12 protein-coding genes and 1 pseudogene are annotated in these 18,039 nt (G+C 61.4%); 3 read left to right on the top strand and 10 right to left on the bottom strand.

Annotated features, from left to right (window positions below; genetic code table 11):
* Nucleotides 1-146 precede the first annotated feature (146 nt).
* A complete protein-coding gene (locus tag FHS31_RS15750) occupies nucleotides 147-1,304 on the bottom strand; it encodes a catalase family protein (RefSeq protein WP_341786386.1) in 1,158 nt (385 codons plus the stop codon).
* Between the two features lie 315 nt (nucleotides 1,305-1,619).
* On the opposite strand from FHS31_RS15750, the gene FHS31_RS15755 reads away from it, so the two are divergent.
* On the top strand, nucleotides 1,620-1,760 hold the full coding sequence (locus tag FHS31_RS15755) for a hypothetical protein (protein WP_167075287.1): 141 nt from the start codon (nucleotides 1,620-1,622) through the stop codon (nucleotides 1,758-1,760).
* Between the two features lie 422 nt (nucleotides 1,761-2,182).
* Nucleotides 2,183-3,422 (top strand): annotated as a pseudogene (locus tag FHS31_RS15760) (tyrosine-type recombinase/integrase).
* Nucleotides 3,423-3,567: 145 nt separating this feature from the next.
* Here FHS31_RS15760 and FHS31_RS15765 read toward each other — a convergent pair.
* From FHS31_RS15765 to FHS31_RS15790, 6 genes are all read right to left on the bottom strand, one after another.
* Nucleotides 3,568-3,795 carry a hypothetical protein gene (locus FHS31_RS15765; RefSeq protein WP_167075288.1) on the bottom strand — a complete coding sequence of 76 codons (228 nt, stop codon included), beginning with the start codon at nucleotides 3,793-3,795 and terminating at the stop codon, nucleotides 3,568-3,570.
* A gap of 51 nt (nucleotides 3,796-3,846) precedes the next feature.
* Nucleotides 3,847-4,359: a hypothetical protein gene (locus FHS31_RS15770; RefSeq protein ID WP_167075289.1), complete on the bottom strand. Its 513-nt coding sequence runs from the start codon at nucleotides 4,357-4,359 to the stop codon at nucleotides 3,847-3,849.
* A 319-nt stretch (nucleotides 4,360-4,678) separates the two neighbouring features.
* Nucleotides 4,679-5,587 (bottom strand): ROK family protein, encoded by a 909-nt coding sequence (locus FHS31_RS15775; protein WP_167075291.1) that lies wholly within the window; start codon nucleotides 5,585-5,587, stop codon nucleotides 4,679-4,681.
* Complete coding sequence (locus tag FHS31_RS15780; RefSeq protein ID WP_167075292.1) at nucleotides 5,580-7,313, bottom strand: alpha-amylase family glycosyl hydrolase; 1,734 nt, start codon at nucleotides 7,311-7,313, stop codon at nucleotides 5,580-5,582. The genes FHS31_RS15775 and FHS31_RS15780 overlap by 8 nt, the downstream gene beginning before the upstream one ends.
* The gene (locus tag FHS31_RS15785; protein WP_243843510.1) at nucleotides 7,310-8,323 is read right to left on the bottom strand and encodes an alpha/beta hydrolase; all 1,014 of its coding nucleotides are present in this window, start codon (nucleotides 8,321-8,323) and stop codon (nucleotides 7,310-7,312) included. The genes FHS31_RS15780 and FHS31_RS15785 overlap by 4 nt, the downstream gene beginning before the upstream one ends.
* Nucleotides 8,324-8,361: 38 nt before the next feature.
* Complete coding sequence (locus FHS31_RS15790) at nucleotides 8,362-10,830, bottom strand: TonB-dependent siderophore receptor (protein ID WP_167075296.1); 2,469 nt, start codon at nucleotides 10,828-10,830, stop codon at nucleotides 8,362-8,364.
* A 216-nt stretch (nucleotides 10,831-11,046) separates the two neighbouring features.
* Here FHS31_RS15790 and FHS31_RS15795 point away from each other — a divergent pair, with 216 nt between their 5' ends.
* Nucleotides 11,047-12,366, top strand: a complete 1,320-nt coding sequence (locus FHS31_RS15795; RefSeq protein ID WP_167075322.1) for an MFS transporter — start codon at nucleotides 11,047-11,049, stop codon at nucleotides 12,364-12,366.
* Nucleotides 12,367-12,371: 5 nt separating this feature from the next.
* On the opposite strand, the gene FHS31_RS15800 is transcribed toward FHS31_RS15795, so the two are convergent.
* The 3 genes from FHS31_RS15800 to FHS31_RS15810 all read right to left on the bottom strand — a co-directional run bounded on the left by FHS31_RS15800 (nucleotide 12,372) and on the right by FHS31_RS15810 (nucleotide 17,920).
* On the bottom strand, nucleotides 12,372-13,373 hold the full coding sequence (locus FHS31_RS15800) for a substrate-binding domain-containing protein (RefSeq protein WP_167075298.1): 1,002 nt from the start codon (nucleotides 13,371-13,373) through the stop codon (nucleotides 12,372-12,374).
* Between the two features lie 1,073 nt (nucleotides 13,374-14,446).
* Nucleotides 14,447-16,885 (bottom strand): TonB-dependent receptor, encoded by a 2,439-nt coding sequence (locus FHS31_RS15805; RefSeq protein WP_167075300.1) that lies wholly within the window; start codon nucleotides 16,883-16,885, stop codon nucleotides 14,447-14,449.
* 147 nt (nucleotides 16,886-17,032) lie between these two features.
* Entirely contained in the window at nucleotides 17,033-17,920 is an 888-nt protein-coding gene (locus tag FHS31_RS15810; protein WP_167075302.1) for a beta-keto acid cleavage family enzyme, read from the bottom strand.
* Nucleotides 17,921-18,039 lie beyond the last annotated feature (119 nt).

Below are 18,039 nucleotides of genomic sequence, written 5' to 3' on the forward strand. Positions count from 1 at the left end.
TCTCCCGGTGAATGCTCCGGTGGCGTCATCACATGGTTGAAACGCTTTAACGCCGCCCCGAATGGATTGTTCGATCGCCGGTCGCGGCTGGCAAGGCGACCGTGATCAGGATCAACTGCCTGGAGAAAACGGCTCGAGGCGCACGCTTATTCGACGTTTAGCTCCTCGAGCTGCTTGATCTGGTGCATCGGGCAGCCATTGGTCCGGCTCCGGAATCCGCCAGAGAATTCATAAGCCTGTCGCCGGGCCCGGTTGACGGATCCGAGAGGCTGATGGGCCGCAAGGCCATGCCAGGGGCTGAAATAAAGGCTGTCCTCCTCGCGATCGCTACGGCCGTGCTCCCACGTCACCTGCGGTTCGACGCGGAGTGTCGCAACGGTCTGGAAGGGGCTTTCCTTCTCATCCCAGGGCTTGGTGGGATCCTCGACCGGCATGGTCTCCAGGCTGCGGCAGAGCTGGACGCGCAGCTCCCATGTTCCGCCCTGTTCGACGATCACTTCGCGCACGTCCTCGCGCAGAGCGTCCGGCCGATCGCTGACGTTGACTTTGCTACCCGTCACTTCGGTCAGCCCGGTCGAAATCGGCACGAGCGAGAATTTCGCGATATAGTCGCCATAGCGGTAGGGGGTCTGCGAGAAATAGGTCTCGCCGAGCGGGTGAACTTCGGGCGCTCCGCCGAGCTGCGACAGCAGGACCGAGCTGCCGCCGACCGCCTCCAGCGCCCCCTCGAGCACGCGCAGCGTCGCAGACCAGGCCTTTTTGAGGCCTTCGCCTTTGTCCGTCGTGGCCGCGAGCAACTTCAAATTCTTCAAGAATGCAGCGGGCGTCGGGGCACCGAACACGGGGCCGTTGACCATCAGGAAATCCTGATCGCCGTCATCCGATCCGGGCAGGCGCTCGCCGGGGACGCCGAGCACCTTCAGGGCCAAGCCGCGCGGGGCGCTAACTCCGTCGTCCAGGATGTCGCCGGGCGCCGTTGAGATGCGAAAAACGGCCTCGTAGGTGCCGGGGCCGGCAAACAGGCCTTGGGCCAGTTCCACGGTAAGAGCATCGGACACCGTAAGCGATCCACGCACGATGCCGTGACCCTTCGCATGGACGCCACGCACCGCCCGGGAATAATCGCGGGCCGTGGTCTCCATGATCTTCTGAAAAGTCTGTTCCAAGCCCGCTATGGCTTTGGCCTCGTCGGGTGACGGCTGTTCGACGGAGGCGGCGTAGCGGATCGGCGATGCGGACATGCTGGATTTCCTCAAAAGGTCGCACAGCCATCCAGTCGTTCGGGCCGAGTGCCCGTCCGCCATAAATACTTGTCACGACTAGATTTCGGCGAAGAAACGAGCGGACCTCGAGCGTGTTCCGGATGCTCTTACTGGTCTATGCCCGGAGGCAGTTGAGCCCTTACGCGGACGACGACGTCCCATCGCGGTCTTGGCGATAACGCAAGGTTGCAATCAGCCGTGCTCGGAAAGCAGCTTGTAAGCGTGACAACCTGTGGCTGCTCGCCGGCAGCTTCGCGTTCAAGGGGGATTGGCTGGCCAGCGCGATCGGGCGACTTCGCCCGCCGCGAAACCGAATCCCGGCTGAGCTGCTCGATGGGCTGACTAAGGATTTTGGCAATGAGCCTCGCAATGTTGCTCAATGGCAGGCGTTTTTCCGCGAACTCGGTGCCGGGTACGATCGTCGACCTCTGCGCGCGGTTGACCGCCTTCCTAGCGTCTCACGCGGAAGCGGCGCCCGGCATCATTTCCTCGTCGTGATCGATAAAGGATGGCGTTATCGATCAAGCGTCGCGGCAAAAGAGAACTTTTGCTTGTTATCAGGTTCTTAGCCAGAATTGGCAAACCGGTACGGTCCTCGAAAGAGTTTCCGAAGGTTTTTCGCTTTTTCGCTTGGAATTCTATGGGTTGCGACGACCTTTGTGTCCGCTAATGTGTATCCCAGCGAGAAGGCGGTGAAAATCGCGCTTTGAAATCCGCTCGTTAGAGAGCCGATAGGTTTCCTCTTCTGGCACCAGAAGCTCTTCCGGTGACGTCCGACGACGTCCCGGAAAGAGCTGATATTCCCCGATTTTCCTGATATAACCGTCCGGTCAAATCCGGGCCGGTCCGGCACCAATCGGGTATTCTGAGGGTATCCTGGAAGGTATCGAAACCGCCTCTCTTCGGAGGCTGGACCTTCCATGGGCACGCTCTTTGCCACGACCGTAGCGAACGCCAAACCGGGCGGGAAAGACTATAAGCTCAGCGACGGAGCCGGGCTTTACCTGCTCGTGCGGCCCAACGGCTCAAAGCTTTGGCGCTTCAACTACAAGCATCATGGCAAGAATCGCACGCTGGCGTTCGGCGCCTGCCCCGATGTCGGGCTGGCTGACGCGCGCGGCAAGGGCGACGCGGCGCGCCGATTGATCACCGCAGGTCTTGATCCCTCGCACGAGCAGAAGGTCGCGGCAGCGAAAGCGCGCGTCGAGGAGAAATGACACGTTCAAGGCGGTCGCGAAGGAGTGGATCGCGAAGAACGAACGCGAGGACATGGCCGAGATCACGCTCGCCAAGATCCGTTGGCTTCTCGACAAGGCTTATCCCAAGATCGGCAACCGGCCGATTGCCAAGATCACCACGCACGAGGTGCTAACGGTCCTCCGCGCGGTGGAAGCGACCGGACGCTACGAGAGCGCGCGACGGATGCGCAGCGTGCTGGGTCGCATCTTCCGCTATGCCGTCGCCACCACCCGGGCCGAGCGTGATCCGACCGGCGACCTGCGTGGCGCGCTCACTGTCCCCAAGCCGAAGCACCTTGCGGCGATCACGACTGCCAACCGGGCCGGCGACCTCATGCGGGCGATCGAGGGATACACCGGCCACGCCATCACGCTCTATGCGCTGCGTCTCTCCGCCCATCTCTTCGTGCGCCCGAGCGAGCTACGACAGGCCGAATGGGCCGAGTTCGACTTCGACCGGTCGATCTGGGACATTCCGGCCGACAAGATGAAGATGCGGCGGCCGCATCGCGTACCACTCTCGAAGCAGGCCGTAGCCATGTTCGAGGAGCTTTGGGAACTGACCGGCACGGGCCGCTATTGCTTCCCCTCATTCCGCACCGATCGCCGCCCCATGTCGGAGAACACGGTCAATGCCGCGCTCCGGGCGTTGGGCTTCGGGCAAGAGAAAATGACGGCGCATGGTTTTCGAGCCATGGCGGCAACGCTTCTTAACGAGTGCAGCCGGTTCAACCCCGACGCGATCGAGCGGCAGCTTGCCCACATGGAAAACGACGGGGTCCGGCGAGCCTACACGCATGGCGAATATTGGGACGAGCGGGTTACAATGATGCAGTTCTGGTCGGACGAGCTTGATTACTTGCGCAGCGGCGCCAAGGTACTGAAATCCAATTTCGGCGGCCGATCGGCAGCGCCTAGTTAATCCCAGAAAAGGAAACCTATTGGCTCTCTAACGAGCGGATTTCAAAGTACGATTCTCACCGCCTTCTCGCCGGAAGACACAGTAGCAAACGCATCATCTTTCGCAAGAACTGGGCTGGGCGTCGGGCGCCCCGATCGAGCCATTATCAGTCTCGATACGAGTAGCTCGTGATCTCGGCGACGGATTGGAAAAAGACAGCCGGATCTAAATCGGCCTTCAGGCGGCGCTCGATGCTGGCATCTGCCCAGGCAAGCCAATCCCCACTGTACTTACCGTCAATGACCGTGCCCTCGTCCGCCTCCAACAACCGATCCAGGTCCGCCGCCGCGCCACCGTCTCCACGACCAACATCCCCCCAAACGACCTCGCGCAAACGCGCCGGTCGTGAACCGCATCCGTTCAGGGGGTCAAAGTTGCACGCCGATCACCCCCGAACAGGTTCAACATTGCAGGCCGATTCACACTTGTGATCCTCAACCGCCTCGCCAAGCGCCGCGATCGCGGAGGATCCGGTCATCTCGGCTCCGGTATAGGTGCAAAACTGGGGCACCTGGACGCGATTGAACATCACACCATCATACCCGATAACAACCAAGGTATCAGGTCTGACGGATCCAAGGTGATCGCGCAGCGCCGCATGGGCGTGTTTTATGCGCGTGAGATGGTCGTCAAGCACGTCATCCGTTTCCGCCGTCAGTTCCCGCGGCGCAGGGATGCCCTCGCTCAGTTGGCTCTCATACAATCTCAGCCAGTCGCGCTTGTCGCGATAAAGAGACGGCGCGTTTGACTGGCGAGGACAAGGCTCAACATGGCAAATCGTCTCCCAAATTCGTTGCCGACATGCTCTTCGACATGCTGCGGAAGTGCCCACCGCGAATACGAACGGTAGATAGTATCTGGCCGGTTGGCCGCCCCGTACCCAGGCGGCCAGTTGCAAGCAGATATCATAACGACCCGTCTCGCGCGCGCCAAACCATGCATCTCAAAGAATGGAATCACGTGCTTTCCGGCGCGCGATTACCTCAGCTTTCGAAATAGCCCGTCGACCGATCAACCAAGTGGTGGAATGTTTACTCAATTGGCGATGCGAGCGCGGCGTGTTCCAGGCATTTGGTGAAGGCTTGGATTTGCGACCGTTCTTGGCTGAGCGAGGCGCAACAAGCGATGATCTGACCGCGCAACCCGGCGCGGCAATCAGCGCATCCGGGGGCGCTTGCGACGCAAAAGAAGCGCGTATGGCCGCGGATACGTCCCGATTATCCCGCGCCAGCCGTCTCCTCAATTGCCGCCAGCGCCAGCGCCAGGGTGCCGAGCGGGCCAGCCTGATCGGCAAGGCAGGGCGTATCGATTATCCGTTCAAGCGCGTTGATGTCCATATCGGCGACGTAGTCAGCCAGCATTGTCGCAACGCGGGCGCGGATCAGGGACAGCAAGTGCGGCTGGCCGCACCCGACACCCCCGCCGATTGCGATGCGCTCTGGCGAAAGGGTCAGGATCAGCATTGCGACGATCTCGGCGAGCGCTCCGGCCACAGGGCGCCATACGGGATCATCGCTCGGAATATCTTGAGCTCGGCGACCGGATCGCGCGGCGATCGCGGGACCAGAGGCTAGGCCTTCAAGACAATCACCATGGAATGGGCAGATGCCGGAAAAGGAGTCGCCGGCCTCACGCCGGACGCGGACATGGCCCATTTCCGGGTGCAGAAAACCCCGTAACGGCCGCCCGTTGACGATCGCGCCGCCGCCAATGCCGGTGCCGATCGTCAAGTAGACACTGGATGTCATCCCTTGCGCCGCCCCCCAGCGATGCTCGGCCAGCGCGGCAGCGGTAACGTCGGTCTCGAAACCGACAGGAACTCCGAAGGCCGCCCCAAACCGCCCGGCGACTTCGGTATCCGCCCAACCGGGCTTCGGCGTATTGGTGATGAAGCCATAATCCGGCCGGGTGCGATCGAGGGCAAGGGGCCCGAAGCTGCCGATACCGATCGCCGCGAATGGTTCATGTTGGAACCACAATCGAAGTTGTGTTTCCAGTTGGCCCAGCGTGTCGGCGGGGGAGGTGGTCGGAACCACGATACGATCGCAGATGACCTGCCCTCGACCAAGCAGCGCTAAGCATTTGGTGCCGCCCAATTCCAGTCCGGCAACCAGTGCCTCAGACATCGCGCACCGCCCAGACCACCGTCCCCCCGGCAATCGTGACCCCGATCGGCCTATCGTCGATCGCGTCGATCCAGTCTCCGGCACGCGGGAAAGCCTGTGCTGCGTCACCGAAATTTGCGACCAGCAATACCGTTTCGCCTCCTGTGCCGCGTTCGACGACGAGCAGCCCTACAGTATCGTTCTGAACGGCCGTCAGCGCCTTTGCATCGAGCGCGGGAAAACGGCTGCGCACAGCGATCAGGCGACGGGTCAAAGCCAGCCAGTCAGCCCCAGGACCGTTGCCGACGGCTGCGGCATCCGCGCGATCCCAGTCCATCCAAGGGCGATGCAGCCAACGTGCATCTTTAAGACCGCTGGTGTCGGCGCGGTTGGGCAAGCCGATCTCGTCACCCATGTACAGCATCGGCATGCCCGGCAGGGCAAGCATCGTGGCCAATAACAGCCGGTAACGGCCGACCGCCGCGGGGCCCTCTGTTCCGACGAGTGAGGCGAGCATGCCGACCGTGCTGGGGGCTGCTCCGGAACGCGCCTGGAACCGCCGGCCGTCGGCAAATCCTCCCGCGCCAGCGTAAAAATCCGAAATGCGATCGAGTTCGTCCGGTTTGACCTGCCCATTCAGTGCCGACCAAATGATGTCGTCATGGCAGCGCAGGTAATGGAGCCATGCGGTGTCGGGCCACAGCAGTGCAGTGTCGCGCACCAAGTCGCCGACGATGCGCCCATCGCCGGTTGCCAACGCAACCCATAATGCCGCCATCACTCCGTTGTGATATGCGAGCTGTGCCGCTCGCGTGCCAGTCACCGGTTCGATATAGGGAAGAATATCGGCGGTCCGCTCGATCGCCTCAGCCAAAAGGGCGACGCCGGGCGCGACTGCGTCGAGCCCGGCGCGCAGCGCTGCGACCAGGGCATGTGTCTCGGGCAGATTGCGCGATGCGGTGCCGCGCCGTTTCCAGAGATAGGGCGCGCTATCCAGCCGGAAGATATCGACACCGATATTCGCCCAGAAAAGCAGCACGCCCAGCATTTCGCGGAACACCGCTGGGTTTGACCAATTGAGATCCCACTGAAAGGGATAGAAGCTGGTCCATACCCATCCTCCGAGGCGCGGTTCATGGGTAAAATTGCCGGGTGCAGTGTCGGGGAATATATCGTCCAGATCAGCTTCCCAGGCGGCAACTTCTCCTTCGCTGTCGACTATGCGGTAATAGGCGCGCTTTTCCTTGTCGCCGGCCAGTGCAGCCTGCGCCCAAGCGTGATCGCGCGCAGAGTGGTTCAAGACGCAGTCTATCGCGAGGGCCATGCCGCGATGGTGCAGGTCGGCCGCCAGAACGCGAATATCTTCGAGCGAGCCGAGTGCCGGCTCGATCGCCCGATAATCGGCGACCGCGAAACCGCCATCGCTGTCCTCCGCTTGGCTGCGTGTCATCGGCAATGGATGCAGCAGCCGGACGCCGAGTTGCTCCAGCCAGGGCAGTCGGTCACGTAACCCCGCCAGATCGCCGGCGAACCGGTCGACGTAGAAACTGTAGCCGATCATGTCCGGCGCGCCGAACCAGGCCGGTTGACGTGCGCGCTCCGCATCGATCGCGCGCAGAATGGAGGATCGGGTCGACGCGGCATCATCGATCATGCGCGCGATCGCTCTTCTTTCCTCCAACCAAGCGGGGTGATCGTGGTAAAGCGGCTCCAGCAGCTCGAGCAGCGATCCAGACCGGTCCGTCATCGAGCCAGCGCGTGACGAAAGAAAGCAGCCGCCTCGCCATAGACTTCACGCGATTCCGGCAGATCCGGGTCGCGCTCGAAATCGCCGTGCGACAGGCCTTCGTAGACGTTCAGGTCGGCTAAAACCCCCGCCTGCTTGAGCTTGCGATGCACCCGGATGGTGTTCGACAGGAAAAGATCGCGCGTGCCTGTGGTCAGCAATGTCGGCGGAAAACCGCTTAAGTCGGCGTTGACGGGCGAGAGTTCCGGATCCGCCATGTCATGCCCGTTGGCGTAAAGCCGTGCCGCCGCGCCGAGCAGCCCGTCATAGGATACCAAAGCATTATCGACATGGTCGTTGCTGAAATAGCTGTCGCCGACCTTGTCGAGCTGCGCCCAGGGTGTTCCCGCCCATAAAGCCCCTGGAAGCGGTAGATGATGCGCCTTGGCGCGAACGACCAGCGCCAGCGTCATCGCGCCGCCGGTAGAGGATCCGAACACGCCGATCCGTTTCGCGGGATGCCGCGCGACGAGCGCTTTCCAAACCGTCTCTGCATCGTCGATCGCGGCGGGATAGGGCGCGTCGGGGGCCATGCGATAGTCGACGCTAACCACGCGAAATCCGCGCCCCGCCAGCAAAATCGCATCGCGCAGGCCCGACCGGCCCGGCGCGAAGACATAGGCGCCGCCATGGAAGTTGAGCAGGATGCGGTCGCGATTTTCAGGCGGCAGGACGTCGGGCTCGATCCAGAAGACCGGGACGCCGCCGATCCGATCCGCGCGGACCTTTACCTTTTCCCGCGCGATCAAGGCCGGCAGGACCAGTTCGACATCGGCGGCAAAGGTGCGCACGAGCGTCCGCCACGCTTCCGCCGAGGCCGGCTGCTGGCTCCAGCCGGGATTGAGCGGTCCGGCGATCAGCGCCCGCAGTTCGGGGCTGGCGGTCGGCGGCACGGGCAGCGGCCTGGGCGGCACGGTATAGGTCTGTCCCGCCGCCGCCGTGGCCTCCACCGCCAGGGCTCCCGTCATCATGATGGCCAACAGGGCCGCCCGAACATGCCGCCCGTCCATCAGAAGCGCAGAGCGATGCTGGCGCTCACATTGCGCCCCGGAAAGGCGCGCGCGGTATCGATTCCGTTTGCGGGCACGACATCCGGTCCCTGGCCGACTTCGGTGATGGCGATAACGTTGAACAGATTCTGCGCATTTACCGACACCCTGATCGCCGACGTCAGATTGTAGTAGGCGAAGGCGTTGGTCAGAACATAGCCCGGCATCTTCAGCATGTTCAGATCAGAAGCATAAGACGAAGTGGTGCCGGTGATGTTCGTGCCAACGGCGAACCGATCGGTGCTGATCGAAGGCGTGGCCTGGAAGATCAGCGCGGCCTGCCGATAGGGGATGTTGCCGTTCAGCGCAGGGCTAACCTGGCTGTTGACGATCCGCGCATGGGTATAGGTCGCACCGGCAACGAGATGGAAGATGCCGCGATCGATGCCGCCCTCGAACTCCACTCCGTAGGAGCGGTAGGTGTTGTTGATGATCGCCTGCTGCGGGATGACGATCTCATTCGATTCCGCCGTGGTCGCTCGGAAGGCGGTTAGGTTGGTGTAAAAGCTGCCCTTGCGGAATTTGATGCCCGCTTCCTGCTGGTTGACATAGTTCACCGCCACCGCATCTGCGACGCTGCCGTCGCTTCGCACGCCGCCGCCGAAGAGAATGCGATCGGCATTGAAGCGCGCACCCCGGCTGACGCGGGCGAACACGGCGAGATCGCGCATCAGCTCGTAATTGGCGCCGACCGAATAGGTGAAATAATTCTTGCGGTAGTTGACCGGCTGCGATGCCGCGAGATTGACGACAGGTACGCTGCGCTCGGGAGTCTGAATGATTCCGTCCTGATTGACGTCGATCGTGCTGAGCCCGGTGTTGCCGGCATAGAAGCCGCTCGCTTTAGAGCTATTGAACCGGACGCTGCCATCGAGATTCAGCGCGCCGGTCTTGAATGTTACGGCTAGATACGGCGCATCGATATTATAATCGACATCATAGTAACGCTGGCAACAATTACCGAACACCGGCTCACCATAAGCGATCAGGCCATTCTGCGTCACTGCCTGCCCTGCGACATTGTAGACGTCGATCAGCGCGGCGTCCTTACCCTTTACTTCCTGGAGATAGCTATTCCAGTGCCAATCCATATTCACTTTCTGATAGGATTTGAAATAGCCGAACGTGACTGTGCCAGTGCCGATCCCGGTGGTGAAATCGCGGGCCAGCGTAAGGATGTTGGTGGCGTTGGTGAAATCATTGAGCGTGACGCCGAAGGTCAGCGCGTTTATGCCCAAGCCGTTGCCGTTGAGGGCTGCCGGATTGGCGATGGCCTGCCCCGCGCTCGGCCCATTGGCATAACGCAGCGTTGCCCCTGTCCCGCCGATCTGGGTGGCGTAGGTCGTAAGAGGCGCGACACTGCCCGGATAGGACGTGTCGGCGCTGCCGGCATTGCTTGCGACATTGAACTTGTCGTCGAGATTCCAGCCGCCGCCGAGGTTGAACGAAAACTCCGCACCTCCGCCGCGTGTCTTGATGCGATAGCCATCGGCGATGTCGGATGCGATACGGTTGCCGTCATGCCCGATCGAAACGTCCGAGCGGAAATATTGCGACAAGGCCGTGCCCGACAGGATGTTGAAATTGGGAAACGAGCTGTAGGTGGGATCGGAATTGGTGCCGGTGATGCGGACCGGCGTAGGTATGTAGATCGGCGAGCGGTCGTCCAGATATTTGAAGCTGAGGCGGATGAATCCGTTGGCGAACTTACGCGTAACATTGCCCTTGATCTGGCCACCGCGTTCAGACGTATAGCCGGCATCCCTGACCCCGTCACCGACGCGGTAGAACCCGCCGACATGGAAGCGCCAATCGTCGCCGATCGGCGCGCCATAATCGGCATCGATCCGTGTCCGGTTGAAGTCGATACCCTTGGTGAGCCCGATCGACCCACCCGCAACCTCGCCTGTCTTGCTGATGAAGTTGATGATCGCACCCGGCGCATTGCTGGTGAAGGTGGAGGCCGATCCACCGCGCACGACTTCCACGCGCGAGATGTTGTAATCAGGACGCACAAAAGTGTCGGCGGTAGCAAAGGCGATGTCACCGAAATCCAGCACCGGCAAGCCGTCTTCCTGGAATTGAACGAACTTGCCGCCGCCACTCGCCGCCGGCAGACCGCGCACGGCAATATTGGCATTGCTTTCGCCGCCCGACGATTCGGCGCGCAGGCCTGGAATGTTTCGGAGCAGATCGGCGCTGCCCATCGGGGAGAGCCTCGAAATTGCGGGCGCATCCACAGCACTGACCGAAATGCTCGTGGATAGGCGCCGCTCGGGACGCGCCGTGCCGGTAACAACGAGTTCACCGCCATCGTCCGGCGCACCGGCTACCGTATCAGATTGTGAAACAACGGCTGGCGATTTCTGCGCAAAACCGGCTTGCGAGGTCAACGCCATCCCGGCGACGCCAACAAACAAGCGATACATCGATCTCATGTCACTCTCCCTGGTGCAGCCGTGTCTGTGACGGCTTGGCGAGCATGATTGTATCTTTCACAATCGATTGCAAGGCAAATCGCAATCGATTGTGAAAACAATTTCTGCGGTGTAAGTCGTTTTAGAAAAATGAGGGAGAGTTCGATGGATGGCGTTGCAGGGCAAGAACGGCGCATCGCGGGCGAACGCTCGTCCGTCCGCCCCAGCATGGGCTTCGGGCAGTCCAAGCTGTCGCTCCTCAGCATCGTGCAGATGAATATTGGTTTTTTCGGTCTCCAGTTCAGTTTCGGCCTGCAGCAAAGCAATATGGGCCCGATCTACAGCTATCTGGGCGCCAGCGAAGCCGCGATGCCGTTACTGTGGCTTGCCGGCCCGATGACGGGTCTTATCGTCCAGCCGCTGGTGGGGGCGCTCAGCGATAGGACGATCAGTCGCCTCGGGCGGCGGACGCCGTATTTTCTCGTCGGTGCGGTAATATGCAGCCTCGGACTATTGGCGATGCCCTACAGCCGAACCCTATGGATTGCAGCGACGCTGCTCTGGATACTGGATGCCGCGAACAACATTACCATGGAGCCCTATCGCGCTTATGTCGGCGATCGGTTGAACGCCAGCCAGCGGCCGATCGGCTTTCTCACGCAAAGCGCCTTCACCGGCCTTGCCCAGACCCTGGCCTATCTTGCGCCGTCAATCCTCGTCTTCTGGGGAATGGATGCAAATGCAGTCGACGCGAACCATGTTCCGAACATCACCCGCGCCGCGTTCCTCATCGGCGCGGTGCTGTCGCTGACGACAATATTATGGTCGGCGCTATCAGTGCGCGAATTACCCCCCAGCCAGGAGCAGATCGCCAAGATGCGTCGCACACCGCTGTCGCTACGCGGTACAATCGATGACATCTGCAGCGCCTTCATCGAAATGCCGCCGACGATGCGTCAGCTTGCGCTGGCGATGCTGTGTCAGTGGTATGCTATGTTCTGTTATTGGCAGTTCATAACCTTTGCGGTCGCCCGCACGCTCCACAACACCGCCGATCCCTCCTCGCCGGGTTTTCGCGACGCCGCTCTCGCGACCGGGCAGCTCGGCGGGTTCTACAATTTCGTGGCCTTCGGTGCAGCCTTTATCATGGTGCCGATCACCCGACGGTGCGGCGCCCGCGCAGTGCACGCTTTTTGTATGGTCGCGGCGGGTGCGGCGATGCTTATTATTCCCGGCATCGAAACGAAGGCGCTCCTCTTTGTGCCGATGATCGGCATCGGCATCGGCTGGGCAAGCCTGATGGGCAATCCCTACGTCATGCTGGTTGATTCGATTCCGCCGGAACGAACCGGAGTTTATATGGGCATCTTCAATATGTTCATCGTCGTGCCGATGCTGATCGAGAGCCTGACCATGCCGTTGTTGTACAATCGGATTTTGGGCGGCGACCCGCGCCATGTGCTGTGTCTGAGTGGCATGCTGATGCTGGCGGCAGCAGCGGCGACGATGCGTATTTCAGGGCAACCGCGTGGCGCGAAATTGCCCTGAGGTCTTCAGGCGACTGTGGAGCCGCGAACAATCAATTCGGGCTTTAGCATCACCGAGGCAGCAGTCTCTCCGGCGATGCGCTTGAACAGGATGTCGATCAGGGCGGCGGCACCGGCAACCAGATCCTGCCGAATGGTGGTCAACCCGGGGATCGTATGCGCGGCCAGCGATACATCGTCATAACCCACGATTGCCACGTCATGCGGCACGGTCAGCCCCCGTTCGGTAAGCGCCCGCAACGCGCTCATCGCCACCACGTCAGATCCAGCAAAAATCCCATCGGGCGCTGGATGGGTGTCGAGATAGGCGGTGATTGCCGAATAAGCGGCGTCGGGCGTCATATGGAGTTCAAGCGCCGTACCGGTCACGCCCCGCCCCGCCCCGGCGACTGCCTGCCGAAAGCCCTCGTAGCGCTGCATGAATTCAGGCGCCGCGATGTTGCCGAGATATAGCAACCGACGGCGTCCGATCGCGATCAAGTGGCGCGCGGCGGCGCTCCCTCCGCCCATATTGTCGGACCCTACCGTCAACTGCCGTTGATCGGGCCTCCCAGCCCCCCAAACCACCAGTGGCGCGTAGCGGTGGGCAACACGCTCGATCGTTTCCTGCTGATCGGATTGGCCAATCAGGATCACACCGTCAGTACGCCCGGAATCGACGAGGCGATCCAGCCAGTCCGCCGTCATGGGGATGATCCGCGATAACAGCAGATCGTAGCCACGCTCTGTCAACCCGTCGGCGAGATGGCCTAGCAGGGACAAGAAAAAGGGGTCGGACAGATGCTGCCCTGTCTCGTGACCAAGCGGAAGGATCAGGCCGATCGCATGCGTGCGGCGCAATCTGAGGTTGCGCGCGAGTTGATTGGGTTGAAAGCCATGTTGATCGGCCAGCGAGCGGATGCGTGCCCGCGTCTGTTCGTTGACCGACGAATGCCCGGACAGCGCACGCGACGCGGTCGACACCGACGTGCCGGCTGCGCGCGCGAGATCGGCAAGACTCCCGATCACTCGTGCAAGGGACGCATAGCATTCATACCCGACACATCTAAGCCAGCCTTCAGGACGGATCAAACAGGGCAAGCACCGAAAAAGCGCAAGCAATCCCGCTGACAGCAAAATGCCATCCTAAAACGATCTTCACGCTCGTTCTGCCGTGCTCCGTACCAACAGGGAGGACTGCTTCCGCCTCCGTCATGTCGTCGCATCACCCGAACTTCGAACGCAGATTGCCGATGCCCCACGGTCGTGAAGCCGCGTCTGCATGCGTGGCGCGCGCCGTCTAAAGACAGTTTTGTCTAACCGATCGCCATACCGAGCAGCCGCCCAATCGCGACAGTAACACCAAGCGCCAGCCCACCAAACAACACCACCCGCCCGATCGCACGGCCGACCGGGGCCCGTCCGGCTGCGGCGCCGATTGCGCCAAGAGCAGCCAGACACCCTAGCGCGACCGCGATCACGACTGGAATGAGCAGCGAGCGGGCACGAGCATTACGATCAACAGCGGCACGATGGCGCCACAGAAGGATAATGACTTCGGCTCTTATACCGCGCCATTTTGCTCTATATTACGCAGCGTTACATGTTGCCACGTAATTGCCAAGTTAGGCACGCAACCAACCGGTCATAATAGACCTATTAAGGCTCGCAGTTCCCCACCATTATAGCTCGCGGCAGCAACAATGTCTTCAGCCAGCGCTTATGTTCGCGCTGACAAAGGCTGGCGCGACATCGGTATGTTGGTCTGCCACCGTATTTCGTGTCCAAGAAAGGACGGCAGGCAGGATCATGCGCGAATGCTCTAAGGAGCCGTGGGGCCGCTGTGTCTCAACGGCAATGCGCAAGGCAACTCCATCGCAGATCCGCAGAGGTCGCTGATTGAGCCGGACTGCAGCTATCCCCAAGTACGTCTGCCTCGGGGTGTGTCGCGCTTTGCAGTGTTTTCCCGGCATTCGCGTGCACCTCCGGCACGAGAGAAAGCCCCGCCAAGCCACCGGCTGACGGGGTTTCTCACCGACACAGCAAAAATTACGACGTCCCGATAGCTCACCAACCGGCTTACCATCGCCCGTCTTGTACCATTACCACTTGTAGCGGATCTGCCCGACGACGCTGCGCGGACGGTCGACATTGACAAAATACGACCCCGGATTCGCTGAGTCGGTTGCGCTGGTAATGATCAGTGCGTTGGTGACGTTCTTGGCGATCACAGCGATCTCCCAATGGTCGTCCGCTGTCGACAAGGCTGCCCGCAGATCCAGCTTTTCATAGGCCTTCTGAGCGAGACCGACGTAGCCCGGGAAACCGGAATCGTCCTGATCCGTCGTAAAATATTTGGACTGATGAAGCAGGCTGGCGTCGAACGCGAGGGTGAGAGCATCCGTAATGGGATGCTTGAACTCCGCGTAGAAACTCGCAGCGAATTTGGGCGCAAAGGCAGTGGGCTGGCCCGATAGATCCTGCGAGGTCGCACCCGACACCTTCTGGAACGCCGTCGGCGATGCAGCGGGGAAACTCTTGAAGTGCGAATCGAGGAAGGTCATCGCCGTACCGACCGAGAGCGACCGGGTAAGCGCCAGCTTGCTCTCCAATTCGATGCCGCGCGATATCGAAGAAGCCGCGTTTTGCACCACGGAGAGCGGTGTGCCCGCGCTGCTCGGGACAAAAACCGAAACCTGAAGATTATTGTAGGCGCTATGGAACGCGCTGACATTGAACAGCAAGCGACGATCGAACAGCTCGCTCCGGAATCCGACTTCATAAGCGGTCACAGTCTCCGGGTCGAAACCGATGCCCGACGGGGGCGCCACCACCAGCGTGCCGTTGAAGCCGCCCGCCTTGAAGCCCTTTGAGAAGGAGGCATAGACGTTGATGTTGCGCGCCAGCTTATATTCAGCGTTCACCGTCGGCGTGAATTTGTCATCGGTGCGACGAAGATCGCGATTGACCGGCGCCCCAAGCGCGAGGGCCGTAGCAGCGGCGCCCGCCGCTGCGGCGTTGGCGCCAGTATAGGGCGTGATATTGCCGAAGCCGTTCGCAGCCTGACCGTAATAGACGGCCTGGAGCATATGCTTTCTGACCGATGTGTACCGGGCGCCCGCCGTGAGCGAGAGCGGTTCGATCGGCCGCCATGTCACGCTGGCAAAGGCCGAGAGCGTCCGTTCATTCTGGGACGAGTCGGTGACCTGGCCGAGCGGGGTGGGCAATCCGGCAAAGGGTGGAATGGTAGCGAGTACCGGCGTCAGGAAGGAGTAGGCCAATTCGGTGACGTCGTGGAACCTGGACGTCTGAAAATAAGCACCGGCGATGTACGACAGCGGCGCCTTGGCATCATTCGAGGCGATGCGCAGTTCCTGGCTGAACTGATTATAGTGCTGAGGCGCACGCAGGCCAAACGAGGGTGCGGGCGCGCCATCGACATCCTGGATATTCACGAAGGAAAAATGGCTGAAGCCGGTTTCCGAGGTTAGCGTCGCCCAGCCGAGATCGAGCGCAGCGTTCGCCTGATAATCCTGTGTATCGAGGTTTAGCGCCTGTCCAGGCGTCTGATCGCGGACATAGTTGAGTTGGGCGTCATAGCCCCCGGCGGCGATCGCCGGGCAAGAAATAGGCGGCTGGTTCGTCGCAGGGAAGGCGCGGAACGGCACCGGCGGCGGACAATTGACGATCTGCTGGCCCGGACCGCCCTTCTCGCGGTTGCGGGTCGCTTCCGCGGTGAGGAACAGAGTGAAGTTGCTGGTCGGCTTCCACAGCGCCGAAAGCCGTCCCGCGACATTGCGCTCATGCGGCACTTTGACGCCGCCGGTACGATCCGTGATGTATCCATTCAGGCCATTGAACAGAACCGCCCCGCGCAATGCCAGCGTGCTGCTCACCGGCGTGTTGACGATCGCTTCGCCGGCATATTCGCCCTGCTGGCCATAAAGCGCGCGAACGCTGCCTTCAAAGTCTTGGCGCGGGCGGGCGGTCTGGATGTTGATCGCGCCGGCGATCGCATTGTTGCCGAAGAAGGTGGTCTGCGGACCCTTGAGCAGCTCGACGCGGTCGATATCGAGCAGCAGCGCGCCCGACGAACGCGCCTTCCCGTGGTAGACGTCATTGACAAAGGTCACGACCGACTGGTCGAGTGATGAGTTCGTGCCTGAGGAAACGCCGCGCAGCGATACGCGCGCGCCGCGGCCGACCGGCGCGACGCTGAACGCCGGCTGCGAGTGCGACAGATCCTGCAGGCTGCGGTAATTCTGGTCGGCGATCGCCGCGCCGCTGACGACGGAGATCGAGATCGGCACGTCCTGCAGGTTCTGGGAGCGCTTTTGCGCCGTGACGATGATATCCGCGAGTGCGGGCTGGCCATTTTCCGGAGCTGCCTTGTCGGTCGCCGTCTGCGGCGCGCTTTGGGCTGCGTCCTGAGCCAGGGCCGGCGTGCCGAGCGAGACCATCATCGTGCCCGTCAAAAGCCAGATCGCCAGCGAGGACCGCTTTGCAACGCGACTATACGACATATCGAACCGATCGGCCATTTCACCCTCCCACTACGTTGAGCGGCCCGTTATCCAGGCTCGCCGCGTCCTAGTGACGCTATTTAGTGGCACGGTCAATAGTTGTAGACGACAAGCTTGCGGTGTTGCGCGCGGGCCGCACCTCCCATTATTGGGCCACGGCGCCCGTCATTGGAGCGGCTTCAGGCCCATGATCTCCCGCGCTTCACTGGGGGTGGCGAGCTCGTAACCAAGCTCGGTGCAAATGCGCACGGCGCGCTCTGTCAGTTGCAGGTTCGTCGCCAACTCGCCGTGGCTGTAATAGAGGTTGTCTTCCAGGCCGACACGGATATGGCCTCCGAGCAGCAGCGCATTCGGAATGCACGGCAGCTGCGCCGGGCCGATACCGCTGACGCCGAAGATCGCGTCCTTCGGCAATAGGTCAACCATCTGCTGCAGTGTGCGCGGCGAATAGGCCATGGCGTTCTGGAAAGCGCGATGCGTGCCGAGCACAATGTTGACGAAATAGGGTGCCTTATCCAGCCCCTCGGCCGTCAGCGTGGTGACATCCTGCGTGATATGGCTGTGCGCGAACACTTCCCATTCCGGCTTGATCCCGCGTTCCTGCATCTTGGTTGCCAGTTCGCGCGATCGCTCGGGCGAGGTGTGCATCAGCAGCTCTCGCCCCTCGAAGCTGGCGATGATCGTGGTCGCATCCAGGGTGCACATCTCGGCTCCGGCCTCGAGACCCTTGAGCCGCTCCTCCCACAAGATTTCCCAATAGCCGTTCGAACCCTGCGCGACCATGTCGCCGTTGACGCCGCCACCGGTCGAATTGTTAATGACGATATCGCATTGGTCGCGGATGCGGCGGTTGATGTCACGATAGATCACCGGGTCGCAGGTCGCGCCGTCGTCAGGCCGGCGGGCATGGATCGCGACGACGCTCGCGCCGGCCTTGTAACATTCGTAGACGTCGCGCGCGATTTCGTCGGGCTGGGTCGGCAAATGCGGATTCTGCGCCTTGCTCGCCATCCCGCCGGTGGGAGCGATGGTGAGGATGACCTTGCGGCTCATGCTATGCTTCCTTCACAGTATGGTGCATGCCTGTTCGAAGGCGAGGCGGGGAGCGCGTGGGGTGAGTTTGCTCTCATCGCCGTATCCGAGGTTGATGAGGAAGTCGGACTTGAACCGGC

This window comes from Sphingomonas vulcanisoli (genome assembly GCF_011761305.1).
In the GTDB taxonomy this organism is placed as follows: Bacteria; Pseudomonadota; Alphaproteobacteria; order Sphingomonadales; family Sphingomonadaceae; genus Sphingomonas_I; species Sphingomonas_I vulcanisoli.